General features: G+C 55.9%; 18 protein-coding genes and 1 pseudogene. 4 read left to right on the top strand and 15 right to left on the bottom strand.

Annotation, left to right across the window (positions count from 1 at the left end; translation table 11 throughout):
- From CCD76_RS19880 to CCD76_RS17805, 7 genes and pseudogenes are all read right to left on the bottom strand, one after another.
- Positions 1-553: hypothetical protein (locus CCD76_RS19880; RefSeq protein WP_218777073.1), on the bottom strand; the 553-nt coding region annotated here is incomplete at its 3' end.
- A gap of 91 nt (positions 554-644) precedes the next feature.
- The gene (locus tag CCD76_RS19875; RefSeq protein ID WP_143543324.1) at positions 645-1,316 is read right to left on the bottom strand and encodes a hypothetical protein; all 672 of its coding nucleotides are present in this window, start codon (positions 1,314-1,316) and stop codon (positions 645-647) included.
- A gap of 97 nt (positions 1,317-1,413) precedes the next feature.
- On the bottom strand, positions 1,414-1,809 hold the full coding sequence (locus tag CCD76_RS17815; RefSeq protein ID WP_143543323.1) for a hypothetical protein: 396 nt from the start codon (positions 1,807-1,809) through the stop codon (positions 1,414-1,416).
- Between the two features lie 5 nt (positions 1,810-1,814).
- Positions 1,815-2,384 carry a hypothetical protein gene (locus CCD76_RS17810; protein WP_087720854.1) on the bottom strand — a complete coding sequence of 190 codons (570 nt, stop codon included), beginning with the start codon at positions 2,382-2,384 and terminating at the stop codon, positions 1,815-1,817.
- A 132-nt stretch (positions 2,385-2,516) separates the two neighbouring features.
- Positions 2,517-2,915, bottom strand: coding sequence for a hypothetical protein (locus tag CCD76_RS19870; protein WP_143543322.1), 399 nt, complete (start codon positions 2,913-2,915; stop codon positions 2,517-2,519).
- 19 nt (positions 2,916-2,934) lie between these two features.
- Positions 2,935-3,273 (bottom strand): hypothetical protein, encoded by a 339-nt coding sequence (locus tag CCD76_RS19865; RefSeq protein ID WP_143543321.1) that lies wholly within the window; start codon positions 3,271-3,273, stop codon positions 2,935-2,937.
- A gap of 635 nt (positions 3,274-3,908) precedes the next feature.
- Positions 3,909-4,157, bottom strand: a pseudogene (locus CCD76_RS17805) (MerR family DNA-binding protein); the annotation flags it as partial.
- Between the two features lie 105 nt (positions 4,158-4,262).
- Here CCD76_RS17805 and CCD76_RS17800 point away from each other — a divergent pair.
- Positions 4,263-4,574, top strand: coding sequence for a BrnT family toxin (locus CCD76_RS17800; RefSeq protein WP_087720850.1), 312 nt, complete (start codon positions 4,263-4,265; stop codon positions 4,572-4,574).
- Positions 4,549-4,821 carry a BrnA antitoxin family protein gene (locus tag CCD76_RS17795; protein WP_087720848.1) on the top strand — a complete coding sequence of 91 codons (273 nt, stop codon included), beginning with the start codon at positions 4,549-4,551 and terminating at the stop codon, positions 4,819-4,821. Before CCD76_RS17800 ends, CCD76_RS17795 begins: the two co-directional genes overlap by 26 nt.
- 27 nt (positions 4,822-4,848) lie before the next feature.
- Here the strand turns inward: CCD76_RS17795 and CCD76_RS17790 are convergent, their stop codons facing one another.
- The 3 genes from CCD76_RS17790 to pdxY form a co-directional block, all read right to left on the bottom strand.
- Entirely contained in the window at positions 4,849-5,250 is a 402-nt protein-coding gene (locus tag CCD76_RS17790) for a MerR family transcriptional regulator (RefSeq protein ID WP_087720846.1), read from the bottom strand.
- A 183-nt stretch (positions 5,251-5,433) separates the two neighbouring features.
- Positions 5,434-6,303 carry a DUF72 domain-containing protein gene (locus CCD76_RS17785; protein ID WP_087720844.1) on the bottom strand — a complete coding sequence of 290 codons (870 nt, stop codon included), beginning with the start codon at positions 6,301-6,303 and terminating at the stop codon, positions 5,434-5,436.
- A 154-nt stretch (positions 6,304-6,457) separates the two neighbouring features.
- Complete coding sequence (gene pdxY / locus CCD76_RS17780; RefSeq protein ID WP_087720842.1) at positions 6,458-7,330, bottom strand: pyridoxal kinase PdxY; 873 nt, start codon at positions 7,328-7,330, stop codon at positions 6,458-6,460.
- 182 nt (positions 7,331-7,512) lie between these two features.
- Between pdxY and mltA the strand changes: the two genes are divergently transcribed.
- Positions 7,513-8,643, top strand: a complete 1,131-nt coding sequence (gene mltA / locus CCD76_RS17775; RefSeq protein WP_087720840.1) for a murein transglycosylase A — start codon at positions 7,513-7,515, stop codon at positions 8,641-8,643.
- 145 nt (positions 8,644-8,788) lie between these two features.
- On the opposite strand, the gene CCD76_RS17770 is transcribed toward mltA, so the two are convergent.
- From CCD76_RS17770 to CCD76_RS17755, 4 genes are all read right to left on the bottom strand, one after another.
- Complete coding sequence (locus tag CCD76_RS17770) at positions 8,789-9,952, bottom strand: DUF3618 domain-containing protein (protein ID WP_087720838.1); 1,164 nt, start codon at positions 9,950-9,952, stop codon at positions 8,789-8,791.
- Positions 9,949-10,377 carry a phage holin family protein gene (locus tag CCD76_RS17765; RefSeq protein WP_087720836.1) on the bottom strand — a complete coding sequence of 143 codons (429 nt, stop codon included), beginning with the start codon at positions 10,375-10,377 and terminating at the stop codon, positions 9,949-9,951. The genes CCD76_RS17770 and CCD76_RS17765 overlap by 4 nt, the downstream gene beginning before the upstream one ends.
- Before the next feature lie 263 nt (positions 10,378-10,640).
- Positions 10,641-11,291, bottom strand: coding sequence for a hypothetical protein (locus CCD76_RS17760; protein ID WP_143543320.1), 651 nt, complete (start codon positions 11,289-11,291; stop codon positions 10,641-10,643).
- A 204-nt stretch (positions 11,292-11,495) separates the two neighbouring features.
- A protein-coding gene (locus CCD76_RS17755) for an IS5 family transposase (protein WP_373419432.1) occupies positions 11,496-12,355 on the bottom strand; the annotation gives its coding sequence in 2 pieces (ribosomal slippage) (positions 11,496-12,007 and positions 12,007-12,355; 861 coding nt in all).
- A gap of 238 nt (positions 12,356-12,593) precedes the next feature.
- Here CCD76_RS17755 and CCD76_RS17750 point away from each other — a divergent pair.
- Positions 12,594-13,973, top strand: a complete 1,380-nt coding sequence (locus CCD76_RS17750; protein ID WP_087720830.1) for an IS1380 family transposase — start codon at positions 12,594-12,596, stop codon at positions 13,971-13,973.
- A gap of 319 nt (positions 13,974-14,292) precedes the next feature.
- On the opposite strand, the gene CCD76_RS17745 is transcribed toward CCD76_RS17750, so the two are convergent.
- Positions 14,293-14,532 (bottom strand): isocitrate/isopropylmalate family dehydrogenase (locus CCD76_RS17745; protein WP_256961372.1); only part of this gene is annotated, 240 nt, incomplete at its 5' end.

Raw genomic sequence — 14,532 nt, 5'->3', positions numbered from 1 at the left:
TCCTGGGGGCCGGTCTCACGGATTCAGGTATAAAGGCTGCTCTAGCATTATCTACAACTTGGATACTGCTAAAATCCAGTTCTTTGTCAAGTATCACACTTGAAACCTTTCCAACCACATCTTGCTCTGAATCACGGTTTCCACTAAACCAAAATAGAACCCCAGTGTCGTTAGACTTTCTTATCCCGTAACCTTCGTATTCGCGGTTAGATTGATCCCGTAATTCTGATCTTGCAAAACATTCGATAACTTGGGAAAGATCAGTAATGTGCTCTTTAAATTTGCTGTTTGGCGAACTAGGGTAAGGTTTGGATGTGTATTTTACTGAAATAATGGCGTTGGAAATCGTAAAATCTTCTAACTGGCTTTTATGCGGATAGAATAGGTCAATGCCATGTGTAGTCCGAGGCGAGGCTTCCTTCTTTTCATGCTTATCTGGTTTGTTGCACTGTAGCGTTTCTCCGTCTCCAGGCGCAGCCCAGCCAATCATCTTCAAGAATTCGAGAACAACTTTCTCTCCGTGCTCACCTATTTTTTTAGATAACTCTCCCATAACCATTTCCTTTTTCTATATGTAATTTCGATAGTATGGTTTGTGATGCCAGCCATCATGCGCTTGTCGCATGCATGGCATTGTTAAGTTTCTATACCTCGTCGTCTGGATGAGGAACCCTTTTTCCGAGCCATCTTTCAAATTGCTGCTGCGTATTGCAGCCATCCGCTTCTTTACGTAGATATTTCCATCGAATATCTTCAGGTAGAACAGATACGCCTGACCAGCCTCTAGGAAGCCCAAGTTCCTCTTCAGCGTCTTCGATTGTTAAACCTCGTGATCGAAAATGCTCTTTTGTCAATCGCCACTGACTATTGATGAGTGGATTGAACTCCAAATAGCACTCATATACCAATTCCAACAGCAACTTGTAGAACTGCTCGCACGCCACAGCAACATTTGGCTCGGGGATATCTCCTAGTTCTTTAAATTTAGCGAAATAGTGAGCAACTTCTCCATCTGAAGAGCATCCTCCGCCAATAGGACTTCCACCAATATGCTGCGTCACTCTACGAAGGCGATTAAAGAAAGAACACAAAGGCTGTGTCTTCAAATACTCTTGCTTAGTGGCGTACCAGTTATCGAACTCGGATATTCCTGTCAAAGAAGACTGCATGGCAAAAGTGATACTTCTTGCTGCAGCTACAAATGCAACCGTATCGAAATTTAAGCCATAGATGACGAATCCAGATGAGAGTATACGATCTAGAAAGTACTCCGCCTCTTGCACTTTGTTGTCAACTAAACCAAAGGACCTTGGCATTCTCTCGATACTCTCCTATAAATTTAACGCCAAGCTCTACAGAAATTCAGGAGTACTAGCGAGTAAATTTTCCGTAGCAGCGCCTTGTTATAAGCTACTAGCTCAGTTCTTTTCTTAATACAAATAATTTCCAAACCAAGAACCACATATAGCCAGCGAGCACAGCGGATAGTATTGTTACGAAGCAGTACGCCGTTCTAACTGCGTCGTACCTAAAAAGATCGCGCTCACTCGAAAAATATATTGAAATTGAATCTTTGGCGATTCTAATTGCGTCAGGAAGGAAAATTAACGCCAGCGAGAGCGCCATTATTGCCACCGGCAAGGCTTTACTAAAAATCGCATTGGATACTGAGTTTTTGGCAGCTACGTTATCCTCTCTATGGGGTTTAGGCGATATTTCTAGCGCCTTCGAAATATCACCATACCAAAGACTGAAAAGAATCGCCGCGATGGCCATGAGCAAACTTGATGCTGAAAGTAGATCACTCATTGAAATCACGGCTTCGGCTGAATTTTAAACCTTGTACAAAGCCGATTGTAAGAAGATGGTGATATTTCATATGTAGATACGCTTCCTCTCTTCTTCCCTACTGGCGAAAGGCTTCCGTCAATGTCGGCAAGAGCCTTATTCAATTCATCGACTATATTTTGGCTGTTTATCACTACCGTGTAATCTTGAGTATTATTCTGCCGGATAGCCGCCATTAGTGATGAACTTAGAGTTCTTTCGACATGCGATTTTAATTGGTACTGATACTTTGAAATCACCGACCGAATAAGAGATCGACTCTCTGTCAATGTTGTTTGGAATAGGCTGCTGACTGTACGCTCGTCGGGGATCTCGCCATTAAATGCCGTTTCGATGAGTAGCAGTAGTCGGTATTCAAGCAAGTCGCTGCCACGTTTGAATACTTTTTGCCCACGGAACATGGCCAAGTATTCTTGGATCGAGGCACCCAAGCATGAATTGAGTCGATCGTTTAAGTCAGCAACGTCGCAACCTAATATCGCGGATATTTCTTCCTCTTCGACAGCAGTAAATGTAAGAGTGGTAGTTATTTGCATTTTTCCTCCCTATGATTTCTAACGCCCGGCTCACCGGGCAAATTTTTGATGATGATCTTTGTGCATTTTTTGTAAAAAGGATGACAGCAGAAATTTGCCCGGCGTAGCCGCTTATTATGCATGTATAAGCTTTCAATTTTTCCTATTAATTTTTCTGGCATTTTTCTGAGCCTTTCTTTTTTTATTTTTCAATTTTGATTTTTGCGGCGGTCTAATTAGTGGCTTATTATCAAACATTTCATAAAGTTTGACTTCCTCCTCCAAGGGAAGAATAGGCCCAGAAATCCTAGTGACTCCCAGCTCTTTCTCATAATCTCGCTCTGGAGGTTGTGGTGATTGTATATTTTTATCAAAAACAAGCGCAGAATCGCCGTGTTGCTTACACACAAATATCACTTTAGAAAAAGGAAATGATTCTTTGCTTAAGAGGTGCCATGTCCATGGCTTATGATACGAATCAAAATACTTACTTCTTATTTCCAGGATCTCACTGAATGCAATAAGAATAACTTCTTCGTATTCTCCTGACACCAAGTAATCAGAATATTTTTTAGATTTTTTTTAAAATCCCGCTAACAATATAGCTATTAGGAAAAGAAATTGAAGCCTTTTTATCTGGACGGTTACTATGTCTACCAGAGGCAATCAACTCACCTACTTGTTCTAACTTAAAATCTTTTCCAAATTTTTCGTCATTAAAATATTGCTGGATTTCTTGCCCATCTACAGAAGTGATCTCGATCCCGATTTTGCCCCCAGTAGCATCTAATACTATCGCTGCATCGGGACGGTCTGCTTGTTCTGGAACAATATTAAAATGGCCGTATAGCTCAACTAGAAGTGGTTTTGTTAACTCTAGAATCTTTCGTTCTTCTGAAAACTTATCCACAACTGGAAATCCCTTTAAATCTCAGGTTTTGAGTGCATGCGCCAAACTGCGAATAGCAAATTGATCGCATAATAGATATTAGATAGCGCGTTCGTTTTACACTTGAACGAGCGCGCTTCAATAAGCTTATCCAGCCCGCCTTTTCGTGCTTAATGCCCCAAGGATACTAAGAATAATTCTGCAAACTGTGCGGAATTCTCGTGCCTGCGCGTTTTGCTGGATCTGATTGTGTTGTATATAAATACAGCGGTCCGTGGAAAAGCGCATGGACACGCACCACCGACCACCAAAGCTGATGGATCGCGTGAACGCCATCATACGGGTGAAACGCTATAGCCGACCGCCTACCTGGAAACGTGGATAGCCCTATAAATAGAGACCTGACGGCCAAACAGCCACGCTACCGCCCGCCATGCAGCATAATGCGGGTTCGCATCATCTCCGCGGGCAGTTTCTGAGCCTTTTTGACTATGTAAGCCATCTTTTGCGAATTTCCGTTCACAGTAACCAAGCGTTACATGGCAGGCAATGCCAACGAAAGCATTAGCCAAGCTGCCATGGCTTCAGGTGCAGATTCGCTGTTTCGTCGAGGAATCGATAGGGGAGGCCCAGCATCATGCCGTGGCACGCCATACTTAGGAACGCTTTTCCGCCGCCTTCAACTCTCCCAACGCGCCCTTGCACCGCTCTTCGACCTGGTCGAGTTCACGCTGCATGATGCGGATGTCTTCCAGTTGGCGTTCGAGGTTGGCGCGTTTGTCGGCGAGGATCTCGAGCAGGCGCTCAAGTTGGCGGACGCTGCCGTCATGGCGGGTGGCGTAGAGGCCGAGCACTTCACGGATCTCGATCAGCGAGAAACCCAGCCGTTTGCCGCGCAGGGCTAGCTTGAGGCGAACGCGGTCCTTCTCGTGGTAGACGCGGGTCTTTTTGCTGCTCCGTTAAAGGGAACGCCACTTGCGTGAGATGTATATTATGGCAATATACAAAATATGATCGATTTGGCGCAGATAACCGGTTTCGACTGGGACAAGGGCAATGCCCGCAAAAGTGCGGATAAGCACGGCGTGCGCCAATCCGAGGCCGAACAGGTGTTTTTTAATCAGCCACTGCTGCTGATCGAAGACATTAAGCACAGCCAGGATGAACCTCGATATCATGCCCTCGGCATCGCGGACGATCATCGGCAGCTACACATCACGTTCACCTTACGCGCGGCCGGTACGTTGATCCGAGTTATCTCGGCCCGAGACATGCACCGTAAGGAGCGGAGGATTTATGAGCAAAACCAAGACGACGCCTGAATTCAAGAGTGAAGCGGAAGAGCGCGCGTTCTGGGAAAGCCATGACTCCACGGACTATGTGGACTGGAACCAGGCCAAGCGTGCCGCGCTCCCCAATCTGAAGCCATCGACCAAGACGATCTCGCTGAGGTTGCCGGAATCGTTGCTGGATCGCATCAAGATCGAAGCCAACAAGCGGGATATGCCGTATCAGTCGCTGATCAAGGCCTGGTTGGCTGACGATGTCGAGGAAAATCGACGGTCTTGATGGTGAGATTTCAGGTGTAAGCCGTGCTCAAGAGCGCTTTTCAGCCGCCTTCAACTCTCCCAGCGCACCCTTGCACCGCTCTTCGACCTGGTCGAGTTCGCGCTGCATGATGCGGATGTCTTCGAGCTGGCGTTCGAGGTTGGCGCGTTTGTCGGCGAGGATCTCGAGCAGGCGCTCAAGTTGGCGAACACTGCCGTCGTGGCGGGTGTCATAGAGATCGAGCACTTCACGGATTTCGATCAGCGAGAAGCCGAGACGCTTGCCGCGCAGGGCGAGCTTGAGGCGGACACGATCCTTCTCATGGTAGACGCGGGTCTTGCCGCGCCGCTCGGGGGAGAGCAAGCCTTCCTGCTCATAGAAGCGGATGGTGCGGGTGGTGACGTCGAAGTGCTGTGCGAGTTCGCCAATGGCGTAAGTCTGGCCGGACACGGCGCTGTTCTCTTTTCTGATTTGCCCCCACCCTAGCGCTATTTGACCTTTACGTGAAGATCAACTTTAAACGTTGTTTTCTACACACATCGGCGCCCGGGGCAGGCGCTCGGCAATGAATGGACGGGTGAAATCGCGGCGAAGAATGGCGCTCGAGTTATCAACAGTCTGTTTCAGATTTGGCTAAAACAGCGATTCCTGTCGCTCACCGGGAAACTCCGTCAACGGAGGCAATTCGAGCCGCTCGGCGAGCCGGTTGTAGAAGTTTCGTGCCAGTTCCGGCGCCTGTCGGTTATCCGGTGTATGCACAAAGAGAAAAGGGGTTTTCCCCTGTTTTATCCACAGGATGAGGCGTTCTATCCACGGTTCGAAACGGGCGTGATTAATGGCTTCGTCGAAGTGTCCGATAAAGCGAATAACGGGATTGACCGCCGTGCAGAGCACGTGTAATGGGACTTTGGGCTTTTCGCCCTGCGCCTTGGCGAGCCGGTTGTCAAGTCCTGGGGGTGTGGCAAAGAGGGCACGCACGTCGAGCATTACACGATTGGCGTCTTGACTTATCAACAAGCGGTTGAATGCCTGTTCCGCAGCCCCCTTGTGGAAAAAATCACTATGCCTAACCTCAACCGCACGGGGTATCTCCCGTGGCCAGTGAGTGAGCAATCGCTCCAGCGCGGGCAGCTCTGCCTGGCCGAAATCCCGCGGTAGCTGAACCATGATCGGCCCTAGACGATCTTTCAACGGAGCGAGCCGTTCGATGAAGCGTTCGAACTCGTCATCGATATCGCGCAGGCGTTTGGCGTGGGTTAGCTGGCTGGGCAGCTTGAAGCAGAAGCGAAAGGTCTCGGGAGCCTGTTCGGCCCAGGCGGCGACGGTTTCCGCCTTGGGTATGCCGCTATAGAAGGTGGTGTTGCCCTCCACGGCGTTGAACACGCTGGCGTAGTCGCGCAGCTCCACATCGCCATGAGCGGGCAGCAGGGAGCCTTGCCAGTCGGCGTTGGCCCACATCGCCATGCCCAGGTAGAGCGGCGGTGCAGACTCATCAATCAACATAGTTTTGCTTCCATGCAGTCATAGACTCCGAAAAGTCGGCGAGCGATGGTCAGACAAGGCAAAAATCGGCGCAACAGCAGAGTTTACGAGTTTGTAAATGAGCATGTTAAGCCGATTTTTAACGCCGTATGACCGAGCACAGCCAGTTTTCGGCTTAGCGGAGGCGTTCGGCATGTAAGGTCACCGTCGGCGAAACAATATCCTGCTGCGCGGCGATCACGGCCAGTTCGCGGGTGCCGGCGCGGCGGGTGTGTTCGAACAGCATCTGCACGGCGGCGGCGGTCTGTTCCAGGGCGCGGGCGGGGCCTTCTTCGGTAAGGCCGGCGCGCAGGCTTTGGGCAAGGAACATGGCGGCGGTGAAATCGCCGGCGCCGTTGGGCGGGATGGTGAAATCCACCTTGGGGGTGGCGATCCGCCAGCTGCCGCTTTCGGCATCGACCAGCATGCCGATATGGCCCTCGTCGTCCCCGGCGACCTCCAGCGAGGTGATCAACACGACCTTGGGGCCTTTGGCGCGCAGCGCGGCGGCGGCGTCTAGGGCGTCTTCCAGCGTGTCGATCTGGCGCCCGGCGAGAAAGGCGAGCTCGAACTGGTTGGGGGTGACGATATCGGCACGGGCGATGGCGTGGTCGCGCATCCATTCGGGAATGCCTTCGCGGACGAAGAAGCCGCGGCCGATATCGCCCATCACCGGGTCGCAGCAGTAGAGCGCTTCCGGGTTGGCCTGCTTGACGCGGTCGACGCTATCCAGCACGGCGCGGCCGATGCCTTCGTCGCCCATGTAGCCGGAAAGCACGGCATCGACGCCATCGAGCCCGACCAGCGATTCGACGCCGTCCAGCACGTTCCTGAGGTGATCGGGGCTGAAGACATCGCCGGTGAAGGCGCCGTAGCCGGTGTGGTTGGAGAACTGGACGGTGTTGATGGCGGTGACTTCCAGCCCCAGCCGCTGCAGCGGGAACACTGCGGCACGATTGCCGACGTAGCCATAGGCGACGTGGCTCTGAATGGAGATGACGTGGGTCATGGGACGATCCTGCGGCGAAGGCAAAGGGCACAGTGTAATGCGCCGGCGAGCGAACTTGCAGGGATTTGGCGGATCGAACCGCCGACTCGACGCCATCGAGCGGCGGCGATATGCTCGCTTCAGTTTTCACTCGACGGTTTGTCACTCTTTCCGACTGCATCGTATTCAAGGATCGAATCTGCATGCTCTCCAGCGTTCCGCGCCCGTTCGCGTCATCACGCCACTTCCCTTCGCTGCTGGCCTGTCTCTTTTTCGCCGTGCTCGTGGCCGGCTGTTCCAGCGGCCCGGTGGTAACCACCGCCCCGAGCGGCAGCCCGGAGGCGCGAGTGGAACAGCCGGCGCGCAAGACCAACTGGCACAACCTGCCGGGCTGGAGCCGTGACCAGCCGATGGCGGCGTGGAGCGCATTCCGGGAGAGCTGCAAGCGGCTCGAGCGCAAGCCGGTGTGGGCGGGCGTATGCCGCGATTCGCAATCGGTGGATCCGCTCAACGCCCAGGCGATTCAGAACTTCTTCGAATCCCGCTTCGTGCCCTACCGGGTGACCAACAGCGACGGCAGCGCCACCGGGCTGATCACCGGCTACTACGAGCCGATCCTGCGCGGTTCCCGCGTGCGTGGCGGGCCGTACCAGACGCCGCTCTATCAGTATCCGAAGTACTGGAAGAAGCACACCCACGTCGGCCCCACCCGCGCCGAGCTGATGCGCAGCGGCGATCTCGACGGCACGGAGCTGGTGTGGGTCGACGATCCGGTGGAGGCGGCCTACCTGCAGATCCAGGGCTCCGGCCGCGTGGAGCTGACCGATGGCACCACCATGCGCGTGGCCTATGCCGGCACCAACAACCAGCCGTTCAAGTCTTTCGCCAGACGTCTGATCGACCGAGGCGAGATCACCCCGGCCCAGGCCACGCTGCCCGGCGTGCGTGACTGGGCGCGCCGGCATCCGGGCGAGGTCGAGGCGATGCTCAACGTCAACCCGCGCATGGTGTTCTTCCGCGAACTCAAGGGCGACGAGGCGCTGGCCGATACCAGCGGTCCGGTGGGGGCGCTGGGCGTGCCGCTGACCTCCGAGCGCAGCATCGCGGTCGATCCCGACGAGATTCCGCTGGGCGCGCCGGTGTTCCTCTCCACGACTCAGCCGCTCTCCAACCAGCCGCTACAACGCCTGATGGTGGCGCAGGACACCGGCAGCGCGGTAAAGGGCGCGGTCAGGGCGGACTTCTACTGGGGCCACGGCGATGCCGCCGGGGAAGCCGCCAGCCGGATGAAGCAGCGCGGCGAAATGTGGGTATTGATGCCGAAAACGGACTGAGCCTGGCGGGATTTGCCGGCCTCGAGATCGCAAAAAAACCGGGAGCCAACGGGCTCCCGGTTCTGGTTCTGCCAGCGAATTTGCGATTCACCGCCTCGATTCAGGCACGAAGGCGCACCCTATCGAGACGTGTCGAACTCGCGCATCAACGGTCGTTGCCGTCCGAGCGCGGATCATCACTGTGCATTCCGCCGCCCTTGAGGGGCGTGGGGCGAGGATTCGAATCGGTGGCTTCTTTCGCGGAGCCGGGCGTCGTGGCCGTAGGCGGCACGGCGGTCTGCCCCTTGTCGATCTCCTCCGCGGTAACGCCGGGCATGCCAGTCCCCGCCGAACCCAAGGTGCCGCGGGATCCGGACGTCTCGTGCGAGTCCGCTTCATGGGAATTCGATCCGGGCGACCCCGCTCCGTGCGAACCCGCTCCGTGCGGGCCCGTTCCGCGTGAACCTGTTTCGTGTGAATCCGTCTCGTGCGAGCCCGTGCCACCCTGGCGCGAATCCTGACCGGCGCTGTTCTGCTGTTCGGTCTTCTCATGGACCTTGCCACGCGCTTCGTCGGCGTAGCGCTCGCCTTCTTGGGAGGCGCGGTCGATGGCCTTGTCACGCAGCCCGCCGAGGCGCTGATCCTCGGTGCGGGTCGACGGCAGAATCCCGCCCAGCGCGGCGCCGATGGCGATGCCGATCGCACCGGCCATTACCGGATGCTCCCGGATGAACTCCGCGGTCTGGTGGCTGGCGTTGTGCGCACGGTCGGAAGCGCCATGCATGGTATCGCGGGAACCGTGACTGAAGCGCGAGGCCCGGTCGTGTAACCCGTGGGACATGGAGTGGGTGCGATCCTTCATGCTATCCGACATGTGGCGCGCCTTGCCGCCGGCGCCAGCGTTGTGCCCCGAGGCTTGAGACTGGGCGTAAGACTGATCGGTGCCCTGGCTGCCGTTCGGCATGCCGGATGTCAGGTCGTCAGCCGCCATCGCTTCGCCGGCCGTCGATGTCGCGTAGGGATCGTAACGGCGGTTGGGCATGTTCGATGACGAGGCGTGCTGGCCACCGTTGCGCTGGGACCAGAATAGCCAGCCAAGCCCGATGCTCGCGACGAGAAACGGCGTCGGGTTGTTCTTGATCGTGCCGCTCAGGTTGGAAGCGAACTCGTTAGCGCCCCCGTGGCGAACATAGTCGAAGGCGCTGTTGACCAGCTTCTCGGGAGAGAAACGCTCTTCCATCTGCCCCAGCGTGTCGTCGAGACGTTCGCGATGCTGCTTGATGTCGGATTCGATCTCTTCGGGTTTGCGCTGTTCGTGTTGGTCGCTCATTTCAACTCCTCCTTGACCTGACCTTCATGCTTCTTCGCCATGTCCTGATCCTTCCTGAAACTGGCCATGGTGCGGTTGGGTGCCAGATTGGCGCTCTTCAGCTTCTTCTTGGCGCTCTGCAGCATGATGAAACCGATGATGACCACGATGGCACCGACGATCAGCGCGGAAAGCCAGGGCCGTTGCAGGAAGGTATCCAGCACGAAGACGGCCGCGGCCAGCAGGACGAGAAAGCCGCTCAGCAGTACGCCGCCCGCTACCGCCATTGAGGTGACGCTCGTCGTTACCTGCGACACCTTCTCCCGCATTTCCGCCTTGGCGAGTTCGACCTCATCGCGGACGAGCGCCGTCACTTCGTGCGTCACGCTGGAAATCAGCGAGCCGAACGAGCCGCTTTCTCCCGAATTGCGATTATCAGTATCCATACTTAGCCTCCCTGGCTTTTGAAGGAATCAAGGCGTGTCGAATTGATTCTGCGTGCGCTCATTCAAGGAGCGCATCCAATGAACCGCTTTCAATGAACGCTTCCAAATGAAGCACTTCCAACAACAGCTTCCTGCGAATCACACTCGATGGTTATCCATCGGTGAAAAACCGCTGGCGAGAACTCTCGGCTGCCCGCCAACGTCAGGATTGACTTCGGTTGCGTTAAAAGGCGCTGCAATGAGTCGAAGGATCCGTTCGATAATCAATAAAGCCCTTTGTCGGCACGATCGCTCGAACGTCTCGAGTCGGTCGTGGAGGACATGCCGGCCGACGTGGTGCTTCCACTGCCTTGCGGCGATGACGTCTCGTCGCGTTTCTGGGAGCTGTTCAGAAACCGCGCCAGCACAAACCCAGCCGCGACCGCGCCGCCCATGAAGAGTGCCGGCTGCTGGCGGCTATAGTCCCGCACCTGCCCCATCAGCCCGTTCATGTCCTGGTTTCGCAAGCGCTCGGAAGCGGTATCGGTACAGTCGGCCATGCGCTTGGCATAACCCGACAGATAGCCCTGTTTTTGATCGTCCAACTCCTCCGCCATTTTGCGGAATGCAGAGGAAAGGCTCTTTGCCTGATCGGCGGCGACGCCCTTCTGCTGGTCGAAAACGCCCTCGGCCTTGTGCTGCGCTGTCTGCCGGATCTCGTCAGCCGTTTCGCGACCTTTCTCGCGCATGTCATCCTGCGGCGAACGATCGACAGAACCCGTCGTGGCGCCCGGCTCGCTGCCCGACAAGGAAACACCGGATGCCGTGCGAGGGTTCGTCTGCTCTTCTGAATTGGCCATGACAGGTGACTCCCTGATTTGATCAAAGTTAAATAACATTTTAACCTTTGACGCTTTGAAAACGCGTACTTTCAAAGTAGTTCCCACCCACCCGGCGTCAATTAAATTATTAATGTCAAATGTAACTCGATCAAAAGGAGAAACTGCGTAGCCTATACTTATAAAGATCAAAGTTATTGTTGTAATAAATATTAATCTTAATTAATGAACTGACCATTTTGTTTTTATCTGTCGGGTCCCGTGTGATTAACCACTCGCTTGGTAAATAAGTCAGGCCGTTTACGCTCTGTCTGAAAAATAGATCCGCAAACAGCGCTCGATGCAGGCCAGCGTGACCATGGCGCGGTAACTTTTCGCCAGCTTGTCGTAGCGAGTACAGAGTCGCCGCTTTTCTTTCATCCAGCCAAATAGACGCTCTATCACGTTGCGACGCCGATAACGCGGGCGTTCGAACAGGCGTGGTAGTCCTGGCTTGGGGCGGCGGTGCATCTGGCGGTGCCGGATTGTCGGTCGTATTCCGCATCGGTCGCAGTATCGACGCAATCGATCACTATCGTAACCTCGGTCGGCCAGCAGATGGCGGCAGCGCTTGCGGGGACGTCCCGTATGACCTGGCAAGCGGATCTGCTCCATGACAGGAACGAGATAGCGTGAATCGGCATGTTGACCAGGCGATAGCAGGAAGCTCAGGGGCACGCCGTTGGTATCGCAAACCAGGTGGATCTTGGTCGTCAGGCCGCCTCGGCTTCGCCCAAGGGCATGGTCTAACGGTTCCTGAGAGCCCCCTTTTTACCGCCGCCAGCGGCAGAGCGAGTCGCTCGAATCGAGGTGGAATCGGCCATCCAGGTATCGAGGTCCATATAGCCATCTTCCCGCAGCTTCAGGTGAAGGCGTGACAGGATACGTTCGAGCGTGCCGTCATCTCGCCACTGACGAAAGCGCTGGTAGACCGTTTTCCACGGGCCGAAGCGCTCGGGCAGATCCCGCCATTTCGCACCGGAACAGAGGATCCAGAAGATGCCGTTGAGCATCTGCCGGTCATCGCGCCGTGGGCGTCCACGCCCAGCGGGCGTGTCAGGCGAAACGATATCTTCAATCAATGCCCAACCCTGATCGGAAATCTCGTAACGTCCTGCCATGACTCACCTCCAAGCCTGATGGAGGAAAGGCTAGCAAGACATCTTTTTTCAGACAAAGCGTAGAGTAAAAGGACTCGTTTCAGTGGTAGGTGGAAACCATTTGTATGGCGCATCACTTTCGGAGTCTTTTCATCCCGAGATATTCATGAGGGCGGCATGAAAGCGTAAATAGCGGATGGTATTCTCTTGAGAAATCAGTGCGTTCCGCCAAGAACCTGAATCAAGAGGACCATCCGCTATGGGTGAAAGGTTATCCCCCTGGATTCCGTCCTGCAACGGGTCCATCCGCGTTGAGCTTGATGGCCAACGCACCACCAGCGACAGCGGTGCCTTGCTGCTCCGTGAAGCCCTCGACAATAGCGGCGTGATCGACGCGCTGGAAGACAATCTGGTCGATCGGCGCGACCCGGATCGCGTCCGACATTCGCTGGCCAGCCAAGTGCGTACCGTGGTGCTGCAACGGGCCATGGGCTGGATCGATCTCAGTGATACCACCACGCTGCGCCGCGATCCGCTCTGGCAACTGGCGTGCAGTGACGCACGAGGCACGACGCCCTTGGCACACAGCCGGCCGTCTCAAGCCACGCTGTCGCGGCTGCTGACGTGCCTGGGCAGTGACGACAACATCGACACCGTGCACGAAGGCCTGCTGCGGCTGGCGATCTGGCGCCTGACCTCGCTGAACGGCGGTGAGCGCCCCACGCATCTGACGCTGGACATCGACGGCCTGCCGATCGAGGTTCACGGCCATCAGGGTGGCTCGGATTACCACGGCCATGTCGGTGCGCGGATCTACTCGTCGTTGATTGCCTCGCTGGCCGAAACCGGCGACATGCTTGGTGGGCTGCTGCGCGAAGGCAACGCCGGTCCGGCCGAGAACGCCGACACCTGGATCCCGCACCTGGTGCGGCGGCTCAACGAGAGCACCGGGGCCAAGGTTCGGGTGCGCATCGATGCCGGTTTCACCGGCAACGACACACTCGAGGCCCTGGAGGAACGCAACATCGAGTACCTGGGCCGGCTGCGCAGCCATACGGGCCTTCAGACGCTGGCGGCGCCGTACCTGAAACGACCTCGAGGCCGCCCCCCGGAGCAGCCTCGGGAGTGGTGCCACGACCTGACCTACCAGGCGGGGTCCTGGCCGACGCCGCGACGCGTGGTGCTGGTGGTGCAGGAACGCCCCGATGATTTGCTGCTGCATGCCTTCTTCCTGGTGACCAACCTCGGCAAGTTCGATTGGCCGCCGGAGAAAGTGCTGGCCTTGTATCGCAAGCGAGGCAAGGCCGAAGCCCACATGGGCGAGGTGAAATCGGCGCTCGACGTGCACCTCTCCTCGACGGATCGCGGCGCCTCCACCGTCCAGGAGGTGATGGCACGCAACGAGGTGAGCCTGCTGCTGAGCCTCTACGCCTACCCGGTGCTGCATGGGCTGCGGCGCCTGCTGGAAAGTCGGACGCACCAGGGGTGGAGCCTGATACGCATGCGCGAGCAAGTGCTCAAGGTCGGGGCGACGTTGTCAGTGCACGCCCGTCGGATCACCGTGCACCTCGGCGACGCGGCCGACAAATGGTGGCCCACCTTGCTGAAGGGACTACCTCGACTGACAGCCCTGGCCTGAAGCCCAGCATCACACAATTGACTCAGCAAGCAGGGCGGCCACATCGGAGGTCGACGACCACGGCTGCGTGGACGCTCGATATTGATTCCTATAGGTTATGGAATCTCGCGCAGAGTGGCGGATATGGCATAACTTATCTGGCTGCCCAGCAGCCAAATGACGTTGAAGTAGGCTGAAACCGGCAATCACCGGTCTCAACACGCCTGTTGGGCACCCTCATGAATGAGGCGGGGTCATATCGCAACGTTTCTGGAGCACGACTTTGCCAAGTCGCAGTTCCCTACTGCGACAAAGCAAACCGAATTGGAATCCAGACTTCTCAGCCGTGCAGGTGGGCCACCAGAGCATCAGCAAAGGTATCGGTTGTTCCTGTGCCGCCCATATCAGGCGTCACTTGATCACGGGCCGTCTCTAGAACGGCACGGATCGCGCTACGTATCCGACCCCCTTTTTCCCCCATGCCTAAATAATCCAGCATTTCAGCGCCGGCTAATAACAGCGCGCATGGATTAGCGATCTTCTTCCCGGCGTAAGCGTTCATTCGGGGACGTAGTAGACG

The sequence above is a fragment of the Salinicola salarius genome (genome assembly GCF_002179555.1).
Classification (GTDB): domain Bacteria; phylum Pseudomonadota; class Gammaproteobacteria; order Pseudomonadales; family Halomonadaceae; genus Salinicola; species Salinicola salarius_A.
The sequence above is the reverse complement of the archived record's forward strand: the minus strand, read 5'-3'. Positions and strand labels throughout refer to the sequence as shown.

Coding starts and splice junctions, on each gene's coding strand:
- CCD76_RS17770 (WP_087720838.1), bottom strand. CDS start 9,952: ATGAGCGACCAACACGAACAGCGCAAACCCGAAGAGATCGAATCCGAC.
- CCD76_RS17795 (WP_087720848.1), top strand. CDS start 4,549: ATGAGCAAAACCAAGACGACGCCTGAATTCAAGAGTGAAGCGGAAGAG.
- mltA (WP_087720840.1), top strand. CDS start 7,513: ATGCTCTCCAGCGTTCCGCGCCCGTTCGCGTCATCACGCCACTTCCCT.
- CCD76_RS17810 (WP_087720854.1), bottom strand. CDS start 2,384: ATGCAAATAACTACCACTCTTACATTTACTGCTGTCGAAGAGGAAGAA.
- CCD76_RS17765 (WP_087720836.1), bottom strand. CDS start 10,377: ATGGATACTGATAATCGCAATTCGGGAGAAAGCGGCTCGTTCGGCTCG.
- CCD76_RS17750 (WP_087720830.1), top strand. CDS start 12,594: ATGGGTGAAAGGTTATCCCCCTGGATTCCGTCCTGCAACGGGTCCATC.
- CCD76_RS17785 (WP_087720844.1), bottom strand. CDS start 6,303: ATGTTGATTGATGAGTCTGCACCGCCGCTCTACCTGGGCATGGCGATG.
- CCD76_RS19875 (WP_143543324.1), bottom strand. CDS start 1,316: ATGCCAAGGTCCTTTGGTTTAGTTGACAACAAAGTGCAAGAGGCGGAG.
- CCD76_RS17800 (WP_087720850.1), top strand. CDS start 4,263: ATGATCGATTTGGCGCAGATAACCGGTTTCGACTGGGACAAGGGCAAT.
- CCD76_RS17815 (WP_143543323.1), bottom strand. CDS start 1,809: ATGAGTGATCTACTTTCAGCATCAAGTTTGCTCATGGCCATCGCGGCG.
- pdxY (WP_087720842.1), bottom strand. CDS start 7,330: ATGACCCACGTCATCTCCATTCAGAGCCACGTCGCCTATGGCTACGTC.